A 19,871-nucleotide genomic window follows, 5' to 3' on the forward strand; every position below is an offset into this window, starting at 1 on the left:
GGCTCCGGTTGACTAGGTGAAACACTTTCATGTTTAAACGCTTAAGGGGGCTGTTCTCGAGCGATCTATCGATCGATCTAGGAACCGCCAACACGTTGATTTACGTACGCGGCCGCGGCATCGTTCTGGATGAACCGTCGGTGGTGGCCATTCGCCAATCAGGCAGTACGCGTGCAGTGGCCGCCGTGGGTATGGATGCCAAGCGGATGCTGGGCCGTACGCCGGGTAACATCACTGCGATTCGCCCCATGAAGGATGGCGTGATTGCTGATTTTACCGTGACCGAGCAGATGCTGCAGCACTTCATTCGCAAGGTTCATCAAAGCACCTTCTTGACGCCGAGCCCCCGCGTACTGGTCTGTGTACCCTGCATGTCGACCCAAGTGGAGCGTCGCGCCATCAAGGAGTCTGCTGAAGGGGCCGGTGCGCGCGAGGTGTTCTTGATCGAGGAGCCCATGGCGGCAGCGATCGGCGCAGGTTTGCCCGTCGAAGAAGCCCAGGGTTCCATGGTCGTCGACATCGGTGGGGGGACCTCAGAGATCGCGATCATTTCTCTTAATGGCGTAGTCTACTCCGAATCGATTCGTATCGGTGGCGACCGCTTCGACGAAGCGATCACCGCCTACGTACGCCGCCACTATGGCAGCCTGATCGGTGAAGCCACGGCAGAACGCATCAAGGAGGAGATCGGTTGTGCCTATCCCGGTGGTGAGCTGCGCGAGATCGATGTGCGCGGTCGCAACCTGGCCGAGGGCATTCCGCGTAGCTTCACTCTCAATTCCCACGAGATTCTCGATGCCCTTCAGGACCCACTGGCATCGATTGTCTCCGCCATCAAGAGTGCTCTGGAGCAGTCACCACCGGAGCTGGCGTCGGATATCGCCGAGCGTGGTCTGGTACTGACAGGGGGCGGGGCGTTGCTGCGCGATATCGACAAGCTCATCGCCGAGGAAACCGGGTTGCCGGTCATCGTTGCCGAAGACCCCTTGACCTGTGTGGCTCGTGGCGGTGGCAAGGCGCTCGAGATGATCGATCGCGAGACCTTCGAACTGGTATCCAGCGACTGATTTCCGCAGGCACGGACGCGCGTCGTTCCGTGCCTGTCGGCCGGCGGGAGGAAGGTCTATCAAACCGCTATTCTCGCAGGGACCTGCATCGGGTTACCGCATGCTGCTGTGCGCCGTCCTGGCCTTTGCACTGATGTTCGCCGAGCAGCGTTTGCCGCGAATGACAGAATTGCGCGCGCACCTGACGACAATCGTGGCACCGGTGCAGTGGGCGGTCAGCCTGCCGAGCGATGCCTTGTCCTGGGGCTCGTTGGTGCTTTCCGATCAGCGCAATCTGATCGATGAAAATCGTCAGTTACGCGAGCAACTGCTCAAACTTTCCCGTCGAGTTCAACGCATGGCGAGTCTTGCGGCGGAAAACGTCAGGCTGCGTGAATTGCTCGATGCCGCCCAACGCGATGACATTCCCTATGTCACGGCTCAACTGTTGTCACTGGATTCCGATCCTTTCACCCACCAGATGGTCATCGATCGCGGTCGTGTCGATGGGGCCTATCGGGGACAGCCGGTCATGGACGCCTCGGGGTTGATCGGCCAGGTCATGTCGGTCTCCGCCTATACTAGCCGGGTACTGATGCTGGCGGATGCCAGTCATGCAGTCCCGGTTCAGATCAACCGTAACGGCTTGCGCTTCATCGTTCAGGGGACAGGGAGCTACGATCACCTCCTGGTGATACACGTCCCTGATACCGCGGATATTCGTGAAGGCGATCTACTGGTGACGTCAGGGCTCGCGGGGCGCTTTCCCGAAGGGTACCCGGTGGCCCGCGTCACCGAGGTGATTCACGATCCAGGCGAACCCTTCGCTCAGGTGTCGGCCAAGCCCATTTCCCAGCCTGAGCGTTCACGTCATTTTCTGTTGCTGTTTCCGCCGCCGCCGACCGAAGTGTCACAAAGTGCTCTCGAAGCTGCCATCCTCGTCGGCGGTGGTGAAGCCTGGTTCGATATCCCTTCTTCGGAGGCCCCATGATCAAGGGGTCGCTACGCACAATGTTACTGATCTGGCTGACGCTGTTGCTGGCGCTATGCCTGCAGGTCATGCCGCTACCCGATGCCTGGCTGGTTTGGCGTCCTGAATGGCTTGGGTTGATGTTGATCTACTGGTGTGTGGCGGCCCCCCAGCGGGTAGGGATTATCCATGGCTTCATACTCGGATTGTTGCTGGATCTGATCGAGGGCTCACCTTTGGGGCAAAATGCACTGGTGTTAGCGCTCCTGGCCTACCTCGCCCTGCTGGTCTATCAGCGCATGCGCGCCTACTCGTTGGTTCAGCAGGCGGTGCTGGTACTGGTGCTGCTGGGCATCGCGCAGCTGGTCGAACAATGGCTACGCACCATGTTCGGGCCGTTTTCCATCAACCTGGCCTTTTTACTATCGGCCCTGATCGGCGCCGTGTTGTGGCCTTGGCTGTTTACCATGTTACAGGCGTTGCGGCGTCGATTAGGAGGCCTTTGATGGCCATTCTGGATCAGGCGCCCAGGCTTCGCCTGGCCTCTGCGTCACCGCGCCGGCGTGAATTGCTGGCCTCGATCGGCCTGGTGGCCGACGCGATGCCAGTGGATATCGATGAGACGCCGTTGCCGGACGAGCCCGCCGTCGATTATGTCCTGCGCCTGGCCCGGGCCAAGGCGCAGGCGGGCGCCGCCGGTACTCGCCTGCCGACATTGGGATCGGACACTGCTGTCGTGTTCGATGGTCGAATTCTGGGTAAACCCCATGATCGTGACCATGCTCGGGAAATGCTGGCGGCGTTATCGGGGCGGTCTCATGAGGTGATGACGGCGGTAGCGGTCAGCGGCGAGCAGGGCCTACTCGACGTCTGCGTGAGAACCCGGGTGAGCCTGCGCAGCATCACGCCAGATGAAATCGATGCGTATTGGGCCACCGGTGAGCCCCTCGACAAGGCAGGGGGTTACGCCATTCAAGGGCGTGCCGCCATCTTTGTCTCCCATCTCGAGGGCAGCTATTCGGCGGTGGTCGGATTGCCCTTGTTCGAAACGGCGCAACTGTTGCAGCGTCAGGGCGTTACCTGCTGGTGATGCCTACCTGGCCCGATTCGTCATTCTAAAGCGCCGGGGCTATGTCATAATCGTTTCATGCCTCAGCGATAAGGATCCGCGCATGAGTGGTGAAGTACTGATCAACCTGACGCCGATGGAAACGCGCGTGGCAGTGGTCGAGAATGGCGTACTGCAAGAAGCGTTCATCGAGCGTAGCCGACGCCGGGGCATCGTCGGCAATATTTACAAGGGCAAAGTGGCCAGGGTGCTGCCGGGCATGCAAGCGGCGTTCATCGATATCGGTCTGGACCGGGCGGCGTTCATTCATGTCCAGGAAGTCCTGCCTCCCCATACCCCCAGCGATGAACAGGTCTCGATCAGCCAATTGCTGCAGGAAGGCCAGCCTCTGGTGGTTCAGGTGACCAAGGATCCCATCGCTTCCAAGGGCGCGCGCTTGACGACCCATCTGTCGGTACCGTCCCGCTATCTTGTCTACATGTCCGAGGCATCGCATACCGGCGTCTCCCAGCGTATCGAAGACGAAGGCGAGCGCGAACGACTGCGTACGCTGGTCGAAGAGTGTCTTGCTGAACTCGATACCCAGGCGCCGGGGGGATTCATCATCCGTACCGCCGCCGAAGGGGTGAGCCGGGATGAGCTCCATATGGATATGCAGTTTCTGTTGCGCTTGTGGCGCAAGGTCTGTGAGCGCCGTCTCGAGGCCCCTGCGCCTAGCTGCATCTACGATGATCTCCCCTTGTTCATTCGCACCCTGCGCGATCTGATGCGTGACGATATCGAGAAGATACGCATCGACTCTCGGGAGAACTTCCATAAGCTCAAGGAGTTTGCCGACGAGTTCATGCCCGGCATGGCCGAGCGTATCGAGTACTATCCGGGTGAGCGACCGATCTTCGATCTGTTCAGTGTCGAGGATGAGATACTCAAGGCCCTGGGGCGCAAGGTGCAGCTCAAGTCCGGGGGCTACCTGGTGATCGATCCCACGGAGGCGATGACCACCATCGATGTGAATACCGGCGGCTATGTCGGGCACCGTAATCTCGAAGAGACCATCTTCAAGACCAATCTCGAGGCCGCTACCGCCATTGCGCGCCAGCTCAGGCTGCGCAATCTGGGCGGCATCATCATTATCGATTTCATCGATATGGAAGACCTCGAGCACCAGCGCCAGGTGTTGCGGGTGCTCGAGAAATCCCTCGAGCGTGATCACGCCAAGAACAAGCTGACCGGTGTCACCGAACTGGGACTGGTTCAGTTGACGCGCAAGCGCACCCGGGAGAGCCTCGAGCAGACCCTGTGCGAACCCTGCCCGACCTGTCAGGGACGCGGCACCCTGAAGACCCCGGAAACCGTGTGCTACGAGATTTTCCGCGAGATCATGCGCGAGGAACGCGCCTACAGTCCGGATACCTATATGGTGCTGGCCTCCCAGGCCGTTGTCGATCGTCTGGTCGACGAGGAATCTTCCGCCGTGGCGGATCTGGAAATCTTCATCGGCAAGACCATCCGCTTTCAGGTCGAGACCCATTATTCCCAGGAGCAGTACGACATCGTGCTGATGTAGTGTTATGAGCCCGTACCGCATCGCCTTGCGCTGGGCATTGACCCTGATCGCTCTGGGATTGCTTGTGCTGGCCTTGTTGCTGACTGGGCTGCGCCTGGCGATCGATCAGATCGATGTGCTGCGCGACGAGTTGAATGAGCAACTCACGAATCAGTTCAATGCCAGGCTGGAGACTCGGGAGCTTCAGGGCGCGTTTCAAGGAATCGACCCACTGCTGGCGATCGACGATCTGCAGCTGACATCCTTCCGGCGTGCGGAACCGCTGCCGCTGATGGAAATCGAGCATATTAGAGCGCGCCTTGATACGCTGGCCACGCTGCGCGCCGGGTATCCAGTTCTCGATGGCGCCCGCATCGAGACGGCGACGGTGCACCTTTATCAAGATGCAAACGGTCGCTGGAAATGGCCTGATCCTGCCGAACTTCCCGAAGAACTCGTGCCAGAGCCCGGCTTTGATATTCGGACCCTGGACGAGGTCGTCGGTATTATGTTGCGCCAGCAAGCGATCGTGGAGAATCTCCGATTAGTGCTGCATGGTATCGATGACACCCTGACGTTGACGGCGCCGCGTCTGCTCATGACCGGGGATGGCAAACGCGCCCATGTGGAGGGGAAGCTGTTCGTCGAAGGTGAGAAGAAAAATGCCATCGAGGCGGTGCTGGAGGTGCTGCCGGGGCAGACCGAGTGGGCGGATTTCAACGCTGCCCTGCAGGCCCGAGCCGATCTTGGCGTGATGTCGCGTCTGGGGGCATTGCTGACACGACAACAAGACGCCCACCTGGGTCAGATCGATGGTCAGGCGACGGCCTGGGGGCGCTGGCATGAGGGGCGTCTGGAAGATGCACGCGCCAGCCTGAACATCGATCGGTTGGCGCTCAACGGTGATACCCAGACGCTGGTGCTCAACGATATCTCTGCCAGGGCCCAGTGGCTACGGGGTGAACGAGACAGTTGGCAAGCCTGGATCAACGCCTTGTCCATGACCGATGATCAGGGGGGGGCTTCTCCGTTACCCGAGCGTTTGCATGTTGAGGGTGACAATGGCAGTTGGCAGTTGCGCAGTGCGCCTTTCGATCTCGGTCTCCTGGCACGCTGGCTGGAACGGCTGCCACTTTCCAAATCACTCGGCCAGACCCTTGCCACCCTTGAGCCCAGCGGCCAGGTCGCCGGGCTGGAACTGGCACGACGCGAAGGCAACTGGCAGGCACGGGCAGCGCTACAGGATGTGGCGTTGTCACCCTGGCAAGGCGCCCCCGGGGGTGGCCCTCTCGATGCCTGGGTGCAAGTAAGCGATGGTCGCGGTAGCGTGCGTTTCGCGGGACAAACCGGCATGACCCTGGCCTTTCCGGAGGTGTTTGCCGCTCCGCTCGAGCTTTCAGAGGCGCGAGGCGAGGTCGACTTGGCATTCGACGACGGCACGCTGAGCCTGGGTGGCGAAGACCTGACATTGACCTGGCGTGATGCCAAAGTGAAAGGGGGTTTTCGTTTCGTTTCACCTCGTCAGGCACCGCCCGAGCTGGAACTGAGTCTCGACCTGCAGAATGTGAACGCGATCGACACGCCCTTGATGGCATGGCTGCCGGTCAAGGTGCTCGACCCGGAGCTGCGCGAATGGCTATCCGGGGGTATTGCCGGACGCGTGCCCACCGGCAGCTTCTATCTCAAGCAGACCCTGGACGGCGATCTGGAAGATATGAATCGGCAGACGCCCGATGACGACGAACCCTTCGATGGCGAATTGCGTCTTGCGCTGCAAATCGAGCAGGGACGGCTGCCTTACGATCCCGAATGGCCGGCGCTGGAGAATGTCAGCGGTGAGCTGACGCTGCACAACGAGAATCTCCAGGCATCGGTTGCTCACGCCGAAACCCATGGTCTGGTCAGTGAAGGCGCCGAGGTTGCCCTTGAAAATGAGCAATTGAGCGTGCAAGCCCCAATCAATGGATCGTCCCAGGCACTGCTCGATTTTCTGGGGGCCAGCCCGATCGAAGGGGCCGAGGCCTTCGCCAGTTGGCGCAGTGACGGCACGGTCAGCGGTCAATTGGATCTTGCCGTACCCCTGGAAGATACCGATGCCCTGAGGTTGGATGTCACGGCTCGGGCCGATGTGCCGAGGCTGATTTTCTCCGAGATCGACCTTCCCCTGTATAACCTCAATGGTGATCTGCATTACCGCCATGTCGCCGATGAAGATTTCCTCACAGGAACGCTCGGTGCTCGTGCCTTCGATGGGCCTTTGCTGGCCGACTTCGATGTGGGGGGCGAGGGGGTTACGCTCGAAGGACGTGCCCTGGCGCGGGGCCTATTGGCCTGGGCTGACTTGAGCGAGCTGGAAAGCTTGATGAGCGGCTACTTTCCGTATTCCGCGCAGTTGAATCTGGAGGGTGAACAACCAAGGCTTACGCTGGACAGCGAACTCGTAGGGCTGGGGATTCATTTGCCCGCGCCCTTCGGCAAGAATTTGGACGAGCGCGTGCCCTTGAACATCGAGTCGATTCCGACTCAGCGCTTCAGTGTGGATCTGGCCGAGCGGCTGCGTCTACGCTGGCGCCGTCTCGGACAACAAGGAGACCAGAGGCAAGGCCAGGGTCAGGTCTGGCTCGAGCGCTGGCCCGAGGCCCCTCGATGGCCTAACGGCAACGGCTGGGAATTTGTCTGGCAGACACCGCGTATCGCTATCACGCAGTGGCAAGAAGCACTGTCTGGTCTGGGCTCCTTCGGTGATACGACGGAAAGAGCGTCGGGTGCGGACATGCCCTCGCTGAGCAGTGTGCGCATCGACACCCAATGCCTGCGTCTGGAACAACGCTGCCTGGGCTCTCTACAGGCAGCGCTCGAGCCGCGTCAGCAAGGTTGGCGATTCGATTTAGGCGGTAGCCTGGTCGAGGGTCGCGGTGACTTCCAGCCGGGCCAATCACAGCCGCTATCTCTCTCCTTGTCGCGCCTGACCCTGGACGGCCTGATCGATGAAAACGCGCCTGCCGCCGAGCCCGCCGACCTGTCCAGCGAGATTGTCACGACGCCCGAGACCGAGACATTTCCGAGCGGATTGAACCTGTTGCCCGATGGTAAGGTCTCTATAGACAATATCCTGCATGAGGGGCGCCGATTAGGCTCTCTGGCTGCCAGTTGGGAGGCATCGTCGCAGCGCTTGCGTGTGGCGCCGCTGACCTCAACGCTAGGTGAGGTGCAAGTGGATGGTGACGTTACCTGGGAAGCCGCAGGCCCCCAGGCAAGTCTCACGCGTTCACGCATTGCCTTGAGTGGCGGCGATATTGGCACCCTGTTCGAGGCGCTCGATCAACCGGTAGCGCTGCGTAGCACAGAAACCGACGTTCAGACGCAGCTGGCCTGGCCGGGTGCGCCCTGGCAGTTCGCTCTGGAGCGCTCTCGCGGGAGCATCGATTCCACACTGCGGGATGGCCGCTTCCTGACGCTGGATTCTTCCTCGGCGAAGCTCATTGGCCTTCTCAATGTCGATAACCTGTTGCGCCGTTTGCGCCTGGATTTCAGCGATGTGACCGGGCGTGGCACCGCCTTTGACAGTGTGCAAGGGGGGGCGACCCTGTACGATGGACGCTTGGAAACCCGAGGGCCCGTTGAAATCGATGGCCCCTCCACCCAATTCAGTCTCGATGGTAGCGTGAACCTCATGCAGCGCCAGTTGGATCTGTCGCTGGGTGTGACCGTTCCGATCAGCCAGAACCTGCCCCTGGCGGCGGTACTGGTGGGGGCTCCCTATATCGGCGGTGCTCTGTTTCTGGCCGACAAGCTCTTTGGCGGCTGGCTCGATAGGGTCACGCGAATCTATTACCGCGTGCAGGGGCCTTGGGCCTCGCCGCGAATCACCGTGGAAAATGCCGAATGACGCAATCGACTCAAGCGCCTCTCGACGAGGCCATTGCCATACTGTTGTCGCCGGGCGGGCTTGATGCCGCATCGCTCGATCCCGGTCTGGATCACGCATTAGGGGCGGGCATCGACTACGCGGACCTCTACTTTCAACGTAGTTGGCACGAGAGCTGGGTGCTCGAGGATGGTGAAGTCAAGGACGCCAGCTACAATATCGACGGTGGCGTCGGGGTGCGTGCCCTGGCAGGCGAGAAGACCGGCTTTGCCTATTCCAATCAGATTACCGCCGAAGCCCTGGCCGAGACCGGGCGCACTGCCTCGGGCATCGCGCGCAGCGGTGCTCGCCTGACCAATCAGCCGGTGCATAGTCGTGGTGCGCCGCTGCGCTATGCAGGCGTCGATCCGCTGTCTGGGCTAAGCGCAGAAGACAAGATCGCGCTACTCAAGCAGGCGGATCGTGTCGCTCGGGCGGCAGATCCTGCCGTTTCCCAGGTCACCGCCTCGCTCACCGGGGTTCATGAAGTCGTGCTGGTGCGCGCCAGTGACGGTACTCTGGCGGCGGACATTCGCCCCTTGGTGCGCTTCAACGTCAGTGTGATCGCGGCCAAGAACGGGCGGCGTGAGCGCGGCAGTGCCGGTGGTGGTGGGCGTTACGCCATGGCACGCCTACGCGATGAGAATGTCGCCGAACGCTTCGCCAAGGAGGCGGTACGTCAGGCGCTGGTGAATCTCGAAGCCGTGGATGCGCCGGCTGGCCAGATGCCGGTGGTGCTGGGATCGGGCTGGCCGGGCATTCTGCTGCATGAAGCGGTCGGGCACGGCCTCGAAGGTGACTTCAACCGTAAGCAGAGTTCCGCGTTCGCCGGGCGCATGGGACAGCGCGTGGCCTCCCCCGGGGTGACCGTGGTCGATGACGCCACCCTGGCGGACCGCCGCGGTTCAATGACCATCGACGACGAAGGCACCCCCGGGGCGTATACCCCCTTGATCGAGGACGGCATCCTGGTCGGCTACATGCAGGACAAGCTGAACGCACGCTTGATGAGCATGGCGCCGACGGGCAATGCGCGGCGCGAATCCTATGCGCACATGCCGATGCCGCGCATGACCAATACCTACATGCTGGCGGGGCAGGACGAGCCGGAGGACATCGTCAAGAGCGTCAAGCGTGGGCTCTATGCGGTGAGTTTCGGTGGCGGTCAGGTCGACATCACCTCCGGCAAGTTCGTGTTCTCGGCCAGCGAAGCGTACATGATCGAGGACGGACGCATCACCGCGCCGGTCAAGGGCGCCACCCTGATCGGTAACGGCCCGGAGGCGATGGGGCGCGTCTCGATGATTGGTCACGACATGGCGCTGGATACCGGCATCGGGGTGTGCGGCAAGGAAGGACAGGGCGTGCCGGTGGGGGTCGGTCAGCCGACCTTGAAGTTGGATGAGCTGACTGTCGGCGGCACCCAGTCTTGAGTATGAAGCGGCTGCGCTCGACGAGGCGTTGTTGGCGTCGAACTCGCAATGCTCATTGACACCAGTCAACTGCGCTTGCTCCTTCGCCGCCGCCTAGCCTCGTCGTCGCTCGCAACGCTTCCTTGAGGTGGGATAAGTGCTTTAGTAAATGAGCATTTTGATCGGACTCGCGCACGAGACCGAATTTAACGATGTATGGCCGACGCGCAGCAGATCGTGGATGGTCCTTACATGCCGGCGGTGTCGCGGATCAGCTTGAACAGCTTGCGCGAATTGGTCGGCGGCTTGCCGCGCTGACGTTCACTGCGAGCATTGCGGATCAGCTGACGCAGCGTCTGGCGGTCGACATCGGGGTACTCGGCGATAAAGGTCTCGAGGGTCTCGTTGGTGTCATCATCGATGAGTCCATCGCGCCATTTTTCCAGACGGTGAAACGCATGGTCACGACGCAGTTTTTCACGTTCGAACTCGTCGAAGGCGTCCTGGATGCCGTCGATATCCTCACGGCGCATGAGCTTGCCGATGTATTGCATATGCCGGCGCCGCCCTTCATGAGAGCGAATACGTGAGGTTTCCTCGACGGCCGCCAAAAGGTCGTCGGACAGCGGTAAGCGTGCCCGCTGCGCTTCGGACAAGGCGATGATCTGTTCGCCCAGGGCCTGCAGAGCCTGCATTTCCTGCTTGCGTTGGGTCTTGCTTGGCCGATTCTGGGAATCGGCGGGTGATTCGAATGACATGCCATTACCATCAGCATTAGGAGGTTGGCGCAGTATAACAGCCAGTCTCACGACAAGGAGATCAACATGACACAAGCCTTCGATGCCGCAGCGCAACAGGCGCTGCTGGAATCACGTGTCGCAGAGGCATTAGAGCAAGCACGTGCACTGGGCGCCGATGCCTGTGAAGTCGGTGCCAGCGTCGATCAAGGCACCGGCGTCAACGTGCGCATGGGGGAAGTGGAAAGCGTCGAGCTGTCTCGGGATCAGGGTATTGCCGTGACGGCCTATGTCGGCCAGCGCAAGGGCAGTGCCTCCTCTTCCGATGCGGGTGAGGCTTCTATTCGTGCGGTCGTGGAAAAGGCCATCGCCATCGCCCGACATACCGGGGACGACCCCTATGCGGGGTTGGCGGATGCGGAGTTGATGGCCACCCAATTTCCTGACTTGAACGTGCACCACCCCTGGCAACTGACGACGGATGAGGCGGTCGAGTTGGCCTTGGCCTGCGAGCATGCGGGGCGCGCCGTGGAGGGTATCGCCAATTCTGATGGCGCCGGGCTTTCCAGCGGTGAGGGCGTGCGAGTCTACGGCAACAGTCATGGTTTTCTGGCGGGGCAGCGGGGCAGCCGGCATTCCTTGTCCTGCATGCTGATTGCCGGGGATGAGCAGGGCATGCAGCGCGACTACGACTACAGTAGCGTGCGCGATCCGAAGCGACTAAGTTCGCCGGAAGCCATCGGGCGAAGCGCCGCCGAGCGCACGTTGCGTCGCCTGGGGGCACGCCGCCCCGAGACCGGCCGCCTGCCGGTGCTGTTCGCACCGGAACTGGCTAGCGGCTTGGTCGGACACTTTCTCAATGCCATCGCGGGCGGTGCGCTTTACCGCGAGGCATCGTTTCTGTGCGATAGCCTGGGCAAGCCGCTGTTCCCGAAATGGTTCACGCTCATGGAGAAACCCCAGGAAATGGGCGGTATGGCCAGCTCCCCCTTCGACAACGACGGCGTCTATACCCGCGACAACGTCTTCGTCGACGGTGGTCGTATCGCCAGTTACATGCTTTCCGCCTACAGTGCCAGACGCTTGAACATGACCAGCACCGGTAATGCGGGTGGTGCGCGCAATCTGCGTATCGACGCACCCCTTACGGCACAAGCTGATCTACTGGCGCGGATGGATCGCGGTGTGCTGGTCACCGAACTGATGGGTCAAGGGGTCAACGGCGTGACCGGCGATTACTCCCGGGGGGCGGCAGGCTTCTGGATCGAAAATGGCAAGATCCAGCATCCGATCGAGGAGTTCACCATCGCCGGCAATCTCAATGACATGTTCGCCAACCTGATGGGCGTGGGTGACGATATCGATACCCGGGGCAGCATCCACACCGGCAGCTGGTTGATCGACGATATGACCGTGGCGGGCGGCTGATCGCTCCAGCGGGGGAGCATTGTCATGGCCGCCCTCGAGGCGGCCATTTGATTGAGTTGCAGCGAGCGTCAGAGATAAAAGTAGGTGGCCAGGCCAAGAAAGGCCATGAAACCGATCACGTCAGTGACGGTGGTCAGGATGACGCTGCCGGACAGGGCTGGGTCGATCTTGAGCTTCTTCAACAGGACTGGCAGCAGGGTGCCGCAGAAGGCGGCGAACAGCAGGTTGATGACGATAGCGGCGGCGATGATGACACCCAGCGTCATGTCACCGAACCAGAGCACCGCAATCGCGGCAACGACCAATGCCCAGAGCAGTCCATTGAGGGCGCCGACGATCAGTTCTCGATTGAGCAGCCAGCGGACATTGCCTCCCGAGACATGACCCAGGGCGATGCCCCGAATCAATACGGTCAATGCCTGGGAGCCGGCGATACCGCCCATGCTGGCCACGATGGGCATTAATACGGCAAGCGCGGTCACCTTCTGGATGGTGCCTTCGAACATGCCGATCACCGCGGCGGCCATGAAGGCGGTAATCAAATTGATGCCCAGCCATACCGCACGACGTCGACTGGTGCGCCAGGCCGGGGCGAAAGTATCCTCATCTTCATCTAGCCCCGCCATGCTCATCACCTGATGCTCCGCATCGCCGCGGATGACGTCGACCACGTCATCGATGGTGATACGCCCGAGCAGGTGACGATCGCCGCCGACCACCGGTGCCGAAATCAGGTCGAAGCGTTCGAACAGGCTGGCGACGTCGCTTTCTTCCATGGTGGCAGGGATCGTCACCATGTCGGTATCCATGACCTCCCGTACCAGCATTGAAGGGTCGGAGACGAGCAAGCGATTGATCGGCAGACTGCCGATCAACTTGTCGCTACGGGTGACCACCAGCAGACTGTCGGTGGCATCCGGCAGACGCTCGTGACGACGTAGATAGCGCAGCACCACATCCAGCGTGATCTCGGGGCGGATCGTCAGCGTATCCGTGTTCATCAACCCGCCGGCGGTGTCCTCGGGATAGGACAGCACGGTTTCCAGGCGCTGGCGCTCCTGGGCCTCCATCGAGTCGAGCACTTCGAGCGTGACAGTGTTGGGCAGCCGCTGCAAAAGATCGGCCAGGTCGTCGACATCAAGACCCTCGGTGGCCGACATCAACTGCTGAGCATCCATACGGTTGAGGAATTCGGTCTGAATATCCTCACCCAGATACTGCAGCACATCCCCTTGCAGCTCGGGTTCGATCAGCTCCCAAAGGACGTTACGCTCCTTGGGCGGGGTCGACTCCAGTAAATGAGCCACGTCGACCGGGGCTAGACCACGATTGAGCATGCGCCGAGCTTGTTCCAAGGCACCGCTTTCCAGGGCATCGTTGAGCCTGGCCAGTCTGGGCTGGAGCTTCTCGGGATTCTTGCTCATGGTCGTCGGTGTCCTGTGTCGTACCGCAATCGTCGCGCCATTCTAGCACCGACGGGAGACGGCGCGAATAAAAGAAAACGCTGTTCGAGGAATGTTTGAGAAGTTCGATCAGAAGAAAAATCGACCAGCGATCAGCTGTCTTCGTCGAAACGCGCGGCGAAAAGTGCCTCTATTTCAGCGAAGGCTTCCTCGGCCTGGGGGCCTTCCACGTCGACCTGGAGCACGCTACCGCAAGGGGCGGCAAGCATCAGAAGTGACATGATGTTGTTAGCCTGAGCACTTTGTTCTCGATAATGAAGTGTGACTTCAGCGTCATAGGGCTGACAGCATTTGACCAGCTTGGTGGCTGCGCGCGCATGCAGTCCACGTCGATTGGTCAGCGTCAGTTCACGCTGAATCATTCACCGCCTCTCCTACGACGGTGAGAACGCCAAGCTCACGGTGTCGAAGGCGCACGCGATGCTGTTCGGCAAAATGATGAGCGAGTCGCTCACTCAGATAGACCGAGCGATGCTGGCCGCCGGTACAGCCGATGGCTACCGTCAGATAGCTGCGATTGCTGGCGATATAGGCCGGCAGCCAGCGTTCAAGCCAGTCCCGGATATCGTTACCCATGGCAGTCACATCATCGTAACTCTCGAGAAACTTGATGATTTCATTATCGCGCCCATCGTACTGACGCAATTGAGGGTCCCAGTAAGGATTGGGCAAACAGCGGACATCGAACACGGTATCGGCATCCAGGGGTACACCACGCTTGAAGCCGAAGGATTCGAAGGTCAGCGTCAACTGATCACTGGAGTGATGCGCTACCTGAGTAGCGATGCGCCCGCGCAGATCATGGATCGAGAGTTGCGAGGTATCGATCACCAGGTCGGCGAGATCGCGTATACGCGCCAGGGTGTGTTCTTCAGACTCGATGGCCTCGGCCAGGGTCATGTTGCTTTCCCGGGTCAAAGGGTGACTGCGGCGTGTCGCGGAATAGCGCTCGAGCAAGATCTTGTTTTCCGCAGTGAGATAGACCACATGGCAATCGATTTGACGCATGCGAATCTCTTCGAGCAACACCGGAAAGCGCTTGAGTGCCGTCGGCAGGTTGCGCGCATCGATGCTCACCGCGATATTCGAGCGACGCGCCTCATCCTGTTGCAACTCATGAATGAGATGATCGAGCAGCATGGCCGGCAGATTATCGATGGCATAGAAGCCGAGATCCTCAAGCGCCTGAAGCGCGATGGATTTTCCGGACCCCGATCGTCCGCTGATGATCACGAGTTGCATGATAGCGCCCTTATGACTGTGGCTAAGGCCTTGCCTGAAACGAAAACAACGTGGTGCACTACGTCAGGATATCACTCGTTGCTCTCGTTATTCGTCTACTCGAGGTTTTGAATAGCGTGGATCAGCGTCTCGTAGAGTTGGCTCTGGCTTTCACTCTTGCGTAGGCGTGCCCGGGTGTCAGCATCGTTCATCAAGCTGGCGACCTGGGCAAGAAGTGCCAAATGCGTGTCATCCGCCGCCTCGGGAACCAGCAGGATGAAGATCAAATCCACCGGTTCGCCATCGATGGCGTCGAAATTGATGGCTTCCTGAAGCTTGAGAAAACCGGCAATCGGTGTCTTGCAGTGCGGGTCCCGCGCATGCGGAATGGCGACACCGTTGCCGATGCCTGTGCTGCCGAGCTTTTCCCGACCAACCAGACGTCCAAATACTTCCTGGCTATCCAGACTGGGAATGTTCTGAGCAATGAAGGTGCTGAAAAATTCCAGCACCCGTTTCTTGCTGCCCCCGGGCACCGCGAATAGTGCGCGCTCCGGAGGCAGGATGGATTCCAGAGACATGGATCGCAATCAGCGTGCCCCGGCGCCTTGGGCGCGGGCTTGGCTTTTTTCCTTGTGTTTGACAAGTTGACGATCAAGCTTGTCGGTCAATGCATCAATGGCAGCATACATGTCGCCGTTTTCGGCCTCGCCATGCAGATCGGCGCCTGCTACATGGAGTGTACAGGCGGCCTGGTGACGTTCCTTTTCGACCGACAGGGTCACCTGAACGCGCGTGATGTTGTCGTAATGACGCTCCAGACGTGCAAGTTTCTCGTTCACATAATCACGCAATGCATCGGTCAGCTCGACATGATGGCCAGTGATGTTGACTTGCATGGCACGCTCCTATTGCTGCGAATGGTCCAAGGATTGTAACCCTTTTTGCCGTTTAGCAAACCCCTATGGCCCTCTAAGCGGAACACTGCGATAGGTGATTTTTTCAAGCCTTCATGCATGGGGCTGCGAAGGCATCAAGCAAGGCGCTTGCGATCGCTGGAAGAGGGGATGCCCAGTGCCTCGCGATACTTGGCAATGGTGCGCCGGGCTACCTTGATGCCGTCTTCGGCCAGCAGGTCCACCAGTTTGCTGTCGGACAAGGGTTTACGTGGCGATTCTTCGCTGACCATCTTCTTCAGGCGTGCACGGATTGCCGTGCTGGAGTAGGCATCGCCGTCGCTCTCGCCACCGCCAACGTGACTCGAAAAAAAGTACTTGAGTTCGAAGACGCCACGAGGGGTGTGGATGAACTTCTGGGTGGTGACCCGAGAAATGGTCGATTCGTGCATTTCCACGAGTTGAGCGATATTGGCAAGAATCAGCGGCTTCATGGCTTCTTCGCCACGCTCGAGAAAATCGAACTGGTGGCTCATGATTTCGCGGCCTACCTTGAGCAAGGTGTCGTTGCGACTCGACAGACTCTTCATCAGCCAGCGCGCTTCCTGCAGATGCTGCTTCATGAAGGCATTGTCGTCGCTCTTGTCCGCGCGTCGCACGAGCGCGGCATAATCCGGCTGAATGCGAAGACGCGGCAGTGCCTCGGGGTTGAGCTCGATGCGCCAGCCCTGAGGGCTGTGACGAGCGATCAGATCCGGTGTGACGTAGCTATCGCTATGGTGATCGAAGGCTTGGCCGGGACGCGGATCGAGGGTCCGAATCAAGGCGATGACGCTATCCAGTTGAGCATCGTCGAGTCCTAGGCGGCGCTTGAGCATCTTGCGATCGTTGCCGGCGAGGGCCTCTAGAAACTGGCGCACTAGACGCTTGGCCTGGGGCAGAAGCGAAGTTGCCTCATCGCAAGCAGCGAGTTGCAGAAGCAGACATTCGCGCAGATTGCGGGCGCCGACACCGGTCGGTTCGTATTGTTGTATCCGCAGTAGTACCTGCTCCACCTCATTGCTCTTGAGGTCGTCAAGTCCTTGACCGCGCAAGCCGTCCACCAACTCGTCGAGGCTGGCGTCAAGGTAGCCCGCCGGGGTAATCGAGTCGATAAGGCTGTCGGCGATCTGCCGAGAACGCGGTGACATATCGTCCATCGTCACTTGCCAGCGAAGATGATCCTGAAGGCTCAACCCCACGACGTTGCGCTCGATATCGCTCCCATCCGTGCTGCTTGCCTTGCTACTGGGAACGTCCTGATAGGTATCCGACCATTCGCTGTCGGTCACCAGTTCTGTGGGAATATCATCGGACCACTGTTCCTCGATGCTTTCCGCCACGGCTTGTTCACCATAGGCGTCATCGAGTTCCAGCATGGGGTTGGACTCCAGCGCCTGCTGGATTTCCTGACGCAGATCGAGGGTCGATAGCTGCAACAGCTGAATCGCTTGTTGCAGCTGAGGCGTCATGGTCAGTTGAGTGCCGACCCTCAGTTGCAGCGTTGGCTTCATTACCATAATGAACCTGAGTCGCCGTCATGATTTGAGATTACGTTAGCGCCGTGCGGAGTAGCATGCAAGCTCAAAAAGCAATAATCATGCCATTAGTAAGTTAATGCTTTTTTGCTTGAGGGCTGGCTTGATCTGGAGGCTGCGCAAAAGGGTGAAACCGACGTCTTGTCGAGGTGGCGCTAGAGGCGAAATTCGTTGCCCAGGTAGACCTCGCGTACTTTTTGACTGGAAAGAATGGCCTCCGCATTACCCTCGGCGATGATCTTGCCGTCGCCGACGATATAGGCGTTGTCGCAGATATCCAGCGTCTCTCGCACGTTGTGATCGGTGATCAGGATGCCGATGCCACGTTCGCGCAGTTGGCGAATGATACTCTTGATTTCGCCTACCGAGATGGGATCGACGCCAGCAAAGGGCTCGTCAAGCAGAATGAAAGCAGGCTCGGTCGCCAGGGAGCGGGCGATCTCGACTCGGCGCCGCTCGCCGCCGGAGAGGCTCATGCCCATGTTGTCGCGGATGTGGTCGATATGAAATTCTTCGAGCAGATGCTCGAGTTGGGCATGGCGCTGCTGCTTGTCGAGGTCCTTGCGTGTTTCGAGGATTGCCAGGATGTTGTCCGCTACCGACAACTTACGAAATACCGAGGCTTCCTGAGGCAAGTAGCCGATCCCGGCCCGAGCGCGATGGTGCATCGGCGCCGAGGTCAAATCCTGATCGTCGATGCCGACCTCGCCGGCATCGGCCTTGACCAGGCCGACGATCATGTAGAACGACGTCGTCTTGCCTGCACCGTTGGGGCCCAGCAAGCCGACGATGCTGCCTTGGGCAATGGACAGGCTGATATCCTGTACCACCCGGCGTTGCTTGTAGCTCTTGGCCAGATGGCGGGCGAAAAGCGTCTTCATTCAGGGGCTTCCTGCTCGTTGCTTCTTACTCGGTGGTTTGAGGCGTCAGCGTCATGCGCACGCGTTCCTTGGCGCCACTTTCCGACTGCGAACGGGCCTGGACCTGCCGACGATCGAGAAAGTACTCCACATAGGCGCCATTAAAGGTGTCACCGCCTTGATGAAGCTCCGCCTGACGCATCAGCTCCACGCGCCGTTCAGCGGCATGATAGATGATGGTTTCGCCCCAGCCCTTGACGATCGGATCCTGAGGGGCGGGTTTTTGTTCGAGATAGGCACGACCGGCCTCGTTAGAGGCGGTAACGCGGGAAACTTCACCTTGGGCGTTGCGTTCGATTTCGACCCGATCGGCGGTGAGTTTCATGCTGCCTTGCTGCATATCGACATCGCCGGTGTAAACCGCCGTGCCGGCCTTGTCATCGACATCGAGTCGATCCGCGGCAATCTCGATGGGCGCACTCGCATCGCTGTCGAGGGCGTGAGCCGTCGCTGCGATCGAGCCATAAAGCATCAGACCGGCCATGATGGATAAGGTCCGGGACAAATGTTGAGATAGGGTCTGTCGCCTCATGATCCTTGCTCCTCGCTGATGGGCGGATGCACACCGCGTACATTGTCTGTCAGGCGCATGCGGGCCGTGTCGATCCAGGCATCGAAGCGCTCGCCGCGTACACGTTGCTGATATTGGCTGAGGCGAGCCTCACTCTCACTCCAGGCGTGACGCTCCTGATTATCGTAGACCAGGGTATCAGTCTCGAGCCGCCAGCCTTCCTCGGGGGCTTCGAGCCAGGCATTGCCTGTCAAGGTGAGAGGGTTGCCGTTTGGCCCAAGCCTACCGCTATCGCCGCCAGCGAACCAAGTGCGGCCCTCATCGTCGTACAGACGTATATCGGGCGTCTTCGTGCGAATGACATCATCGGCGGGCGTATGCACCAGGCGTGGCGTCTCGAGACGTTGGTAGGGGGCGCCCCGGGCATCGAAGCGTGTCATTCGGGCACCTTCAAGATAAAAGTCGGGCTCGCCGGCGGCATCGCTGGGTACCGGCCCGGGCAGGGATACATCACGTTGTTCGATGACTGTCAGCAGTCCACCCAAGGCCAGCACGAGCAGTGCCAGCCAGAATTTTGCGGGGATATTGGGTAGGCGCAACGCCATGCTCAGCCTTTCCCATGCGAGTAGGTATCGAGCACTGCCGGCCAGTGGCCTTGCCATGCCAGGAGATTGTCACAGATTTCACGCACGGCACCATGCCCTCCCGCGTGCTCGGTGACCCAGTCAGCGCATTCACGAATATAAAGTGGTGCATTGGGTACGCTGATGCCCAGTCCTGCGCGCTTGATCGCTGAAAGATCCGGCAGGTCATCGCCGCAATAAGCGGTTTGACGCAGGTCCATGTTCAGCTCCGACAGCAATGATTGCAATGCCTCGAGCTTGTCGTCACGCCCCTGCATGACGTGTTCGATTCCGAGTGCTTCGGCACGTTGGTCGACCATTGGAGACCTGCGCCCGGTGATGATGGCAACGTCGATGCCCGCCTGGCGCAACAATTTTATGCCGAGTCCATCCTGGGTGCTGAACGATTTGGTTTCCTGGCCGTCGGCCTGGAAATAAAGACGGCCGTCGGTCATGACGCCATCCACATCGAGGGCGAGCAGACGAATATGACGCACGCGCTCGATCAGTACGGGGAGGTCGAGACGAGACTCGAATGCCATGCA

Annotated in this window: 19 protein-coding genes; 8 read left to right on the forward strand and 11 right to left on the reverse strand. The window is 59.9% G+C overall.

What is annotated here, in order from left to right; genetic code table 11:
• Nucleotides 1-29: 29 nt before the first annotated feature.
• The 7 genes from ACPF7Z_RS01975 (at nucleotide 30) to tldD (ending at nucleotide 9,971) form a co-directional block, all read left to right on the forward strand.
• Entirely contained in the window at nucleotides 30-1,067 is a 1,038-nt protein-coding gene (locus tag ACPF7Z_RS01975) for a rod shape-determining protein (protein ID WP_425191477.1), read from the forward strand.
• 58 nt (nucleotides 1,068-1,125) lie between these two features.
• Entirely contained in the window at nucleotides 1,126-2,037 is a 912-nt protein-coding gene (mreC, locus tag ACPF7Z_RS01980; protein WP_425191555.1) for a rod shape-determining protein MreC, read from the forward strand.
• Nucleotides 2,034-2,522 (forward strand): rod shape-determining protein MreD, encoded by a 489-nt coding sequence (gene mreD, locus ACPF7Z_RS01985; RefSeq protein WP_425191478.1) that lies wholly within the window; start codon nucleotides 2,034-2,036, stop codon nucleotides 2,520-2,522. Before mreC ends, mreD begins: the two co-directional genes overlap by 4 nt.
• The gene (locus ACPF7Z_RS01990) at nucleotides 2,522-3,106 is read left to right on the forward strand and encodes a Maf family protein (RefSeq protein ID WP_425191479.1); all 585 of its coding nucleotides are present in this window, start codon (nucleotides 2,522-2,524) and stop codon (nucleotides 3,104-3,106) included. Before mreD ends, ACPF7Z_RS01990 begins: the two co-directional genes overlap by 1 nt.
• A gap of 82 nt (nucleotides 3,107-3,188) precedes the next feature.
• Nucleotides 3,189-4,652 (forward strand): ribonuclease G, encoded by a 1,464-nt coding sequence (rng, locus tag ACPF7Z_RS01995; RefSeq protein WP_425191480.1) that lies wholly within the window; start codon nucleotides 3,189-3,191, stop codon nucleotides 4,650-4,652.
• A 4-nt stretch (nucleotides 4,653-4,656) separates the two neighbouring features.
• Entirely contained in the window at nucleotides 4,657-8,520 is a 3,864-nt protein-coding gene (locus ACPF7Z_RS02000) for a YhdP family protein (RefSeq protein ID WP_425191481.1), read from the forward strand.
• Nucleotides 8,517-9,971, forward strand: coding sequence for a metalloprotease TldD (gene tldD / locus ACPF7Z_RS02005; RefSeq protein WP_425191482.1), 1,455 nt, complete (start codon nucleotides 8,517-8,519; stop codon nucleotides 9,969-9,971). The genes ACPF7Z_RS02000 and tldD overlap by 4 nt, the downstream gene beginning before the upstream one ends.
• Nucleotides 9,972-10,198: 227 nt before the next feature.
• Here the strand turns inward: tldD and yjgA are convergent, their stop codons facing one another.
• Nucleotides 10,199-10,708, reverse strand: coding sequence for a ribosome biogenesis factor YjgA (gene yjgA, locus ACPF7Z_RS02010; protein ID WP_425191483.1), 510 nt, complete (start codon nucleotides 10,706-10,708; stop codon nucleotides 10,199-10,201).
• Nucleotides 10,709-10,774: 66 nt separating this feature from the next.
• Here yjgA and pmbA point away from each other — a divergent pair, with 66 nt between their 5' ends.
• Entirely contained in the window at nucleotides 10,775-12,115 is a 1,341-nt protein-coding gene (pmbA, locus tag ACPF7Z_RS02015; RefSeq protein ID WP_425191484.1) for a metalloprotease PmbA, read from the forward strand.
• Between the two features lie 68 nt (nucleotides 12,116-12,183).
• On the opposite strand, the gene mgtE is transcribed toward pmbA, so the two are convergent.
• The 10 genes from mgtE to ACPF7Z_RS02065 form a co-directional block, all read right to left on the reverse strand.
• Nucleotides 12,184-13,539, reverse strand: coding sequence for a magnesium transporter (mgtE, locus tag ACPF7Z_RS02020; protein ID WP_425191485.1), 1,356 nt, complete (start codon nucleotides 13,537-13,539; stop codon nucleotides 12,184-12,186).
• 131 nt (nucleotides 13,540-13,670) lie between these two features.
• On the reverse strand, nucleotides 13,671-13,940 hold the full coding sequence (locus ACPF7Z_RS02025) for an HPr family phosphocarrier protein (RefSeq protein ID WP_425191486.1): 270 nt from the start codon (nucleotides 13,938-13,940) through the stop codon (nucleotides 13,671-13,673).
• A complete protein-coding gene (gene rapZ / locus ACPF7Z_RS02030) occupies nucleotides 13,927-14,820 on the reverse strand; it encodes an RNase adapter RapZ (protein WP_425191487.1) in 894 nt (297 codons plus the stop codon). Before rapZ ends, ACPF7Z_RS02025 begins: the two co-directional genes overlap by 14 nt.
• Nucleotides 14,821-14,915: 95 nt before the next feature.
• Complete coding sequence (locus tag ACPF7Z_RS02035) at nucleotides 14,916-15,380, reverse strand: PTS sugar transporter subunit IIA (RefSeq protein ID WP_425191488.1); 465 nt, start codon at nucleotides 15,378-15,380, stop codon at nucleotides 14,916-14,918.
• A gap of 9 nt (nucleotides 15,381-15,389) precedes the next feature.
• Nucleotides 15,390-15,698, reverse strand: a complete 309-nt coding sequence (gene hpf / locus ACPF7Z_RS02040; protein ID WP_425191489.1) for a ribosome hibernation-promoting factor, HPF/YfiA family — start codon at nucleotides 15,696-15,698, stop codon at nucleotides 15,390-15,392.
• Between the two features lie 134 nt (nucleotides 15,699-15,832).
• Nucleotides 15,833-17,254, reverse strand: coding sequence for an RNA polymerase factor sigma-54 (locus ACPF7Z_RS02045; protein WP_425191490.1), 1,422 nt, complete (start codon nucleotides 17,252-17,254; stop codon nucleotides 15,833-15,835).
• A gap of 173 nt (nucleotides 17,255-17,427) precedes the next feature.
• Nucleotides 17,428-18,153: an LPS export ABC transporter ATP-binding protein gene (gene lptB / locus ACPF7Z_RS02050; protein ID WP_425191491.1), complete on the reverse strand. Its 726-nt coding sequence runs from the start codon at nucleotides 18,151-18,153 to the stop codon at nucleotides 17,428-17,430.
• A 25-nt stretch (nucleotides 18,154-18,178) separates the two neighbouring features.
• Entirely contained in the window at nucleotides 18,179-18,724 is a 546-nt protein-coding gene (gene lptA, locus ACPF7Z_RS02055; RefSeq protein WP_425191492.1) for a lipopolysaccharide transport periplasmic protein LptA, read from the reverse strand.
• Complete coding sequence (gene lptC / locus ACPF7Z_RS02060) at nucleotides 18,721-19,308, reverse strand: LPS export ABC transporter periplasmic protein LptC (protein ID WP_425191493.1); 588 nt, start codon at nucleotides 19,306-19,308, stop codon at nucleotides 18,721-18,723. The genes lptA and lptC overlap by 4 nt, the downstream gene beginning before the upstream one ends.
• A 2-nt stretch (nucleotides 19,309-19,310) precedes the next feature.
• Nucleotides 19,311-19,868 (reverse strand): KdsC family phosphatase, encoded by a 558-nt coding sequence (locus ACPF7Z_RS02065; protein WP_425191494.1) that lies wholly within the window; start codon nucleotides 19,866-19,868, stop codon nucleotides 19,311-19,313.
• Between the last annotated feature and the right edge of the window lie 3 nt (nucleotides 19,869-19,871).

Origin of the sequence: Halomonas sp. GXIMD04776, assembly GCF_049808615.1 — a bacterium.
In the GTDB taxonomy this organism is placed as follows: Bacteria; Pseudomonadota; Gammaproteobacteria; order Pseudomonadales; family Halomonadaceae; genus Modicisalibacter.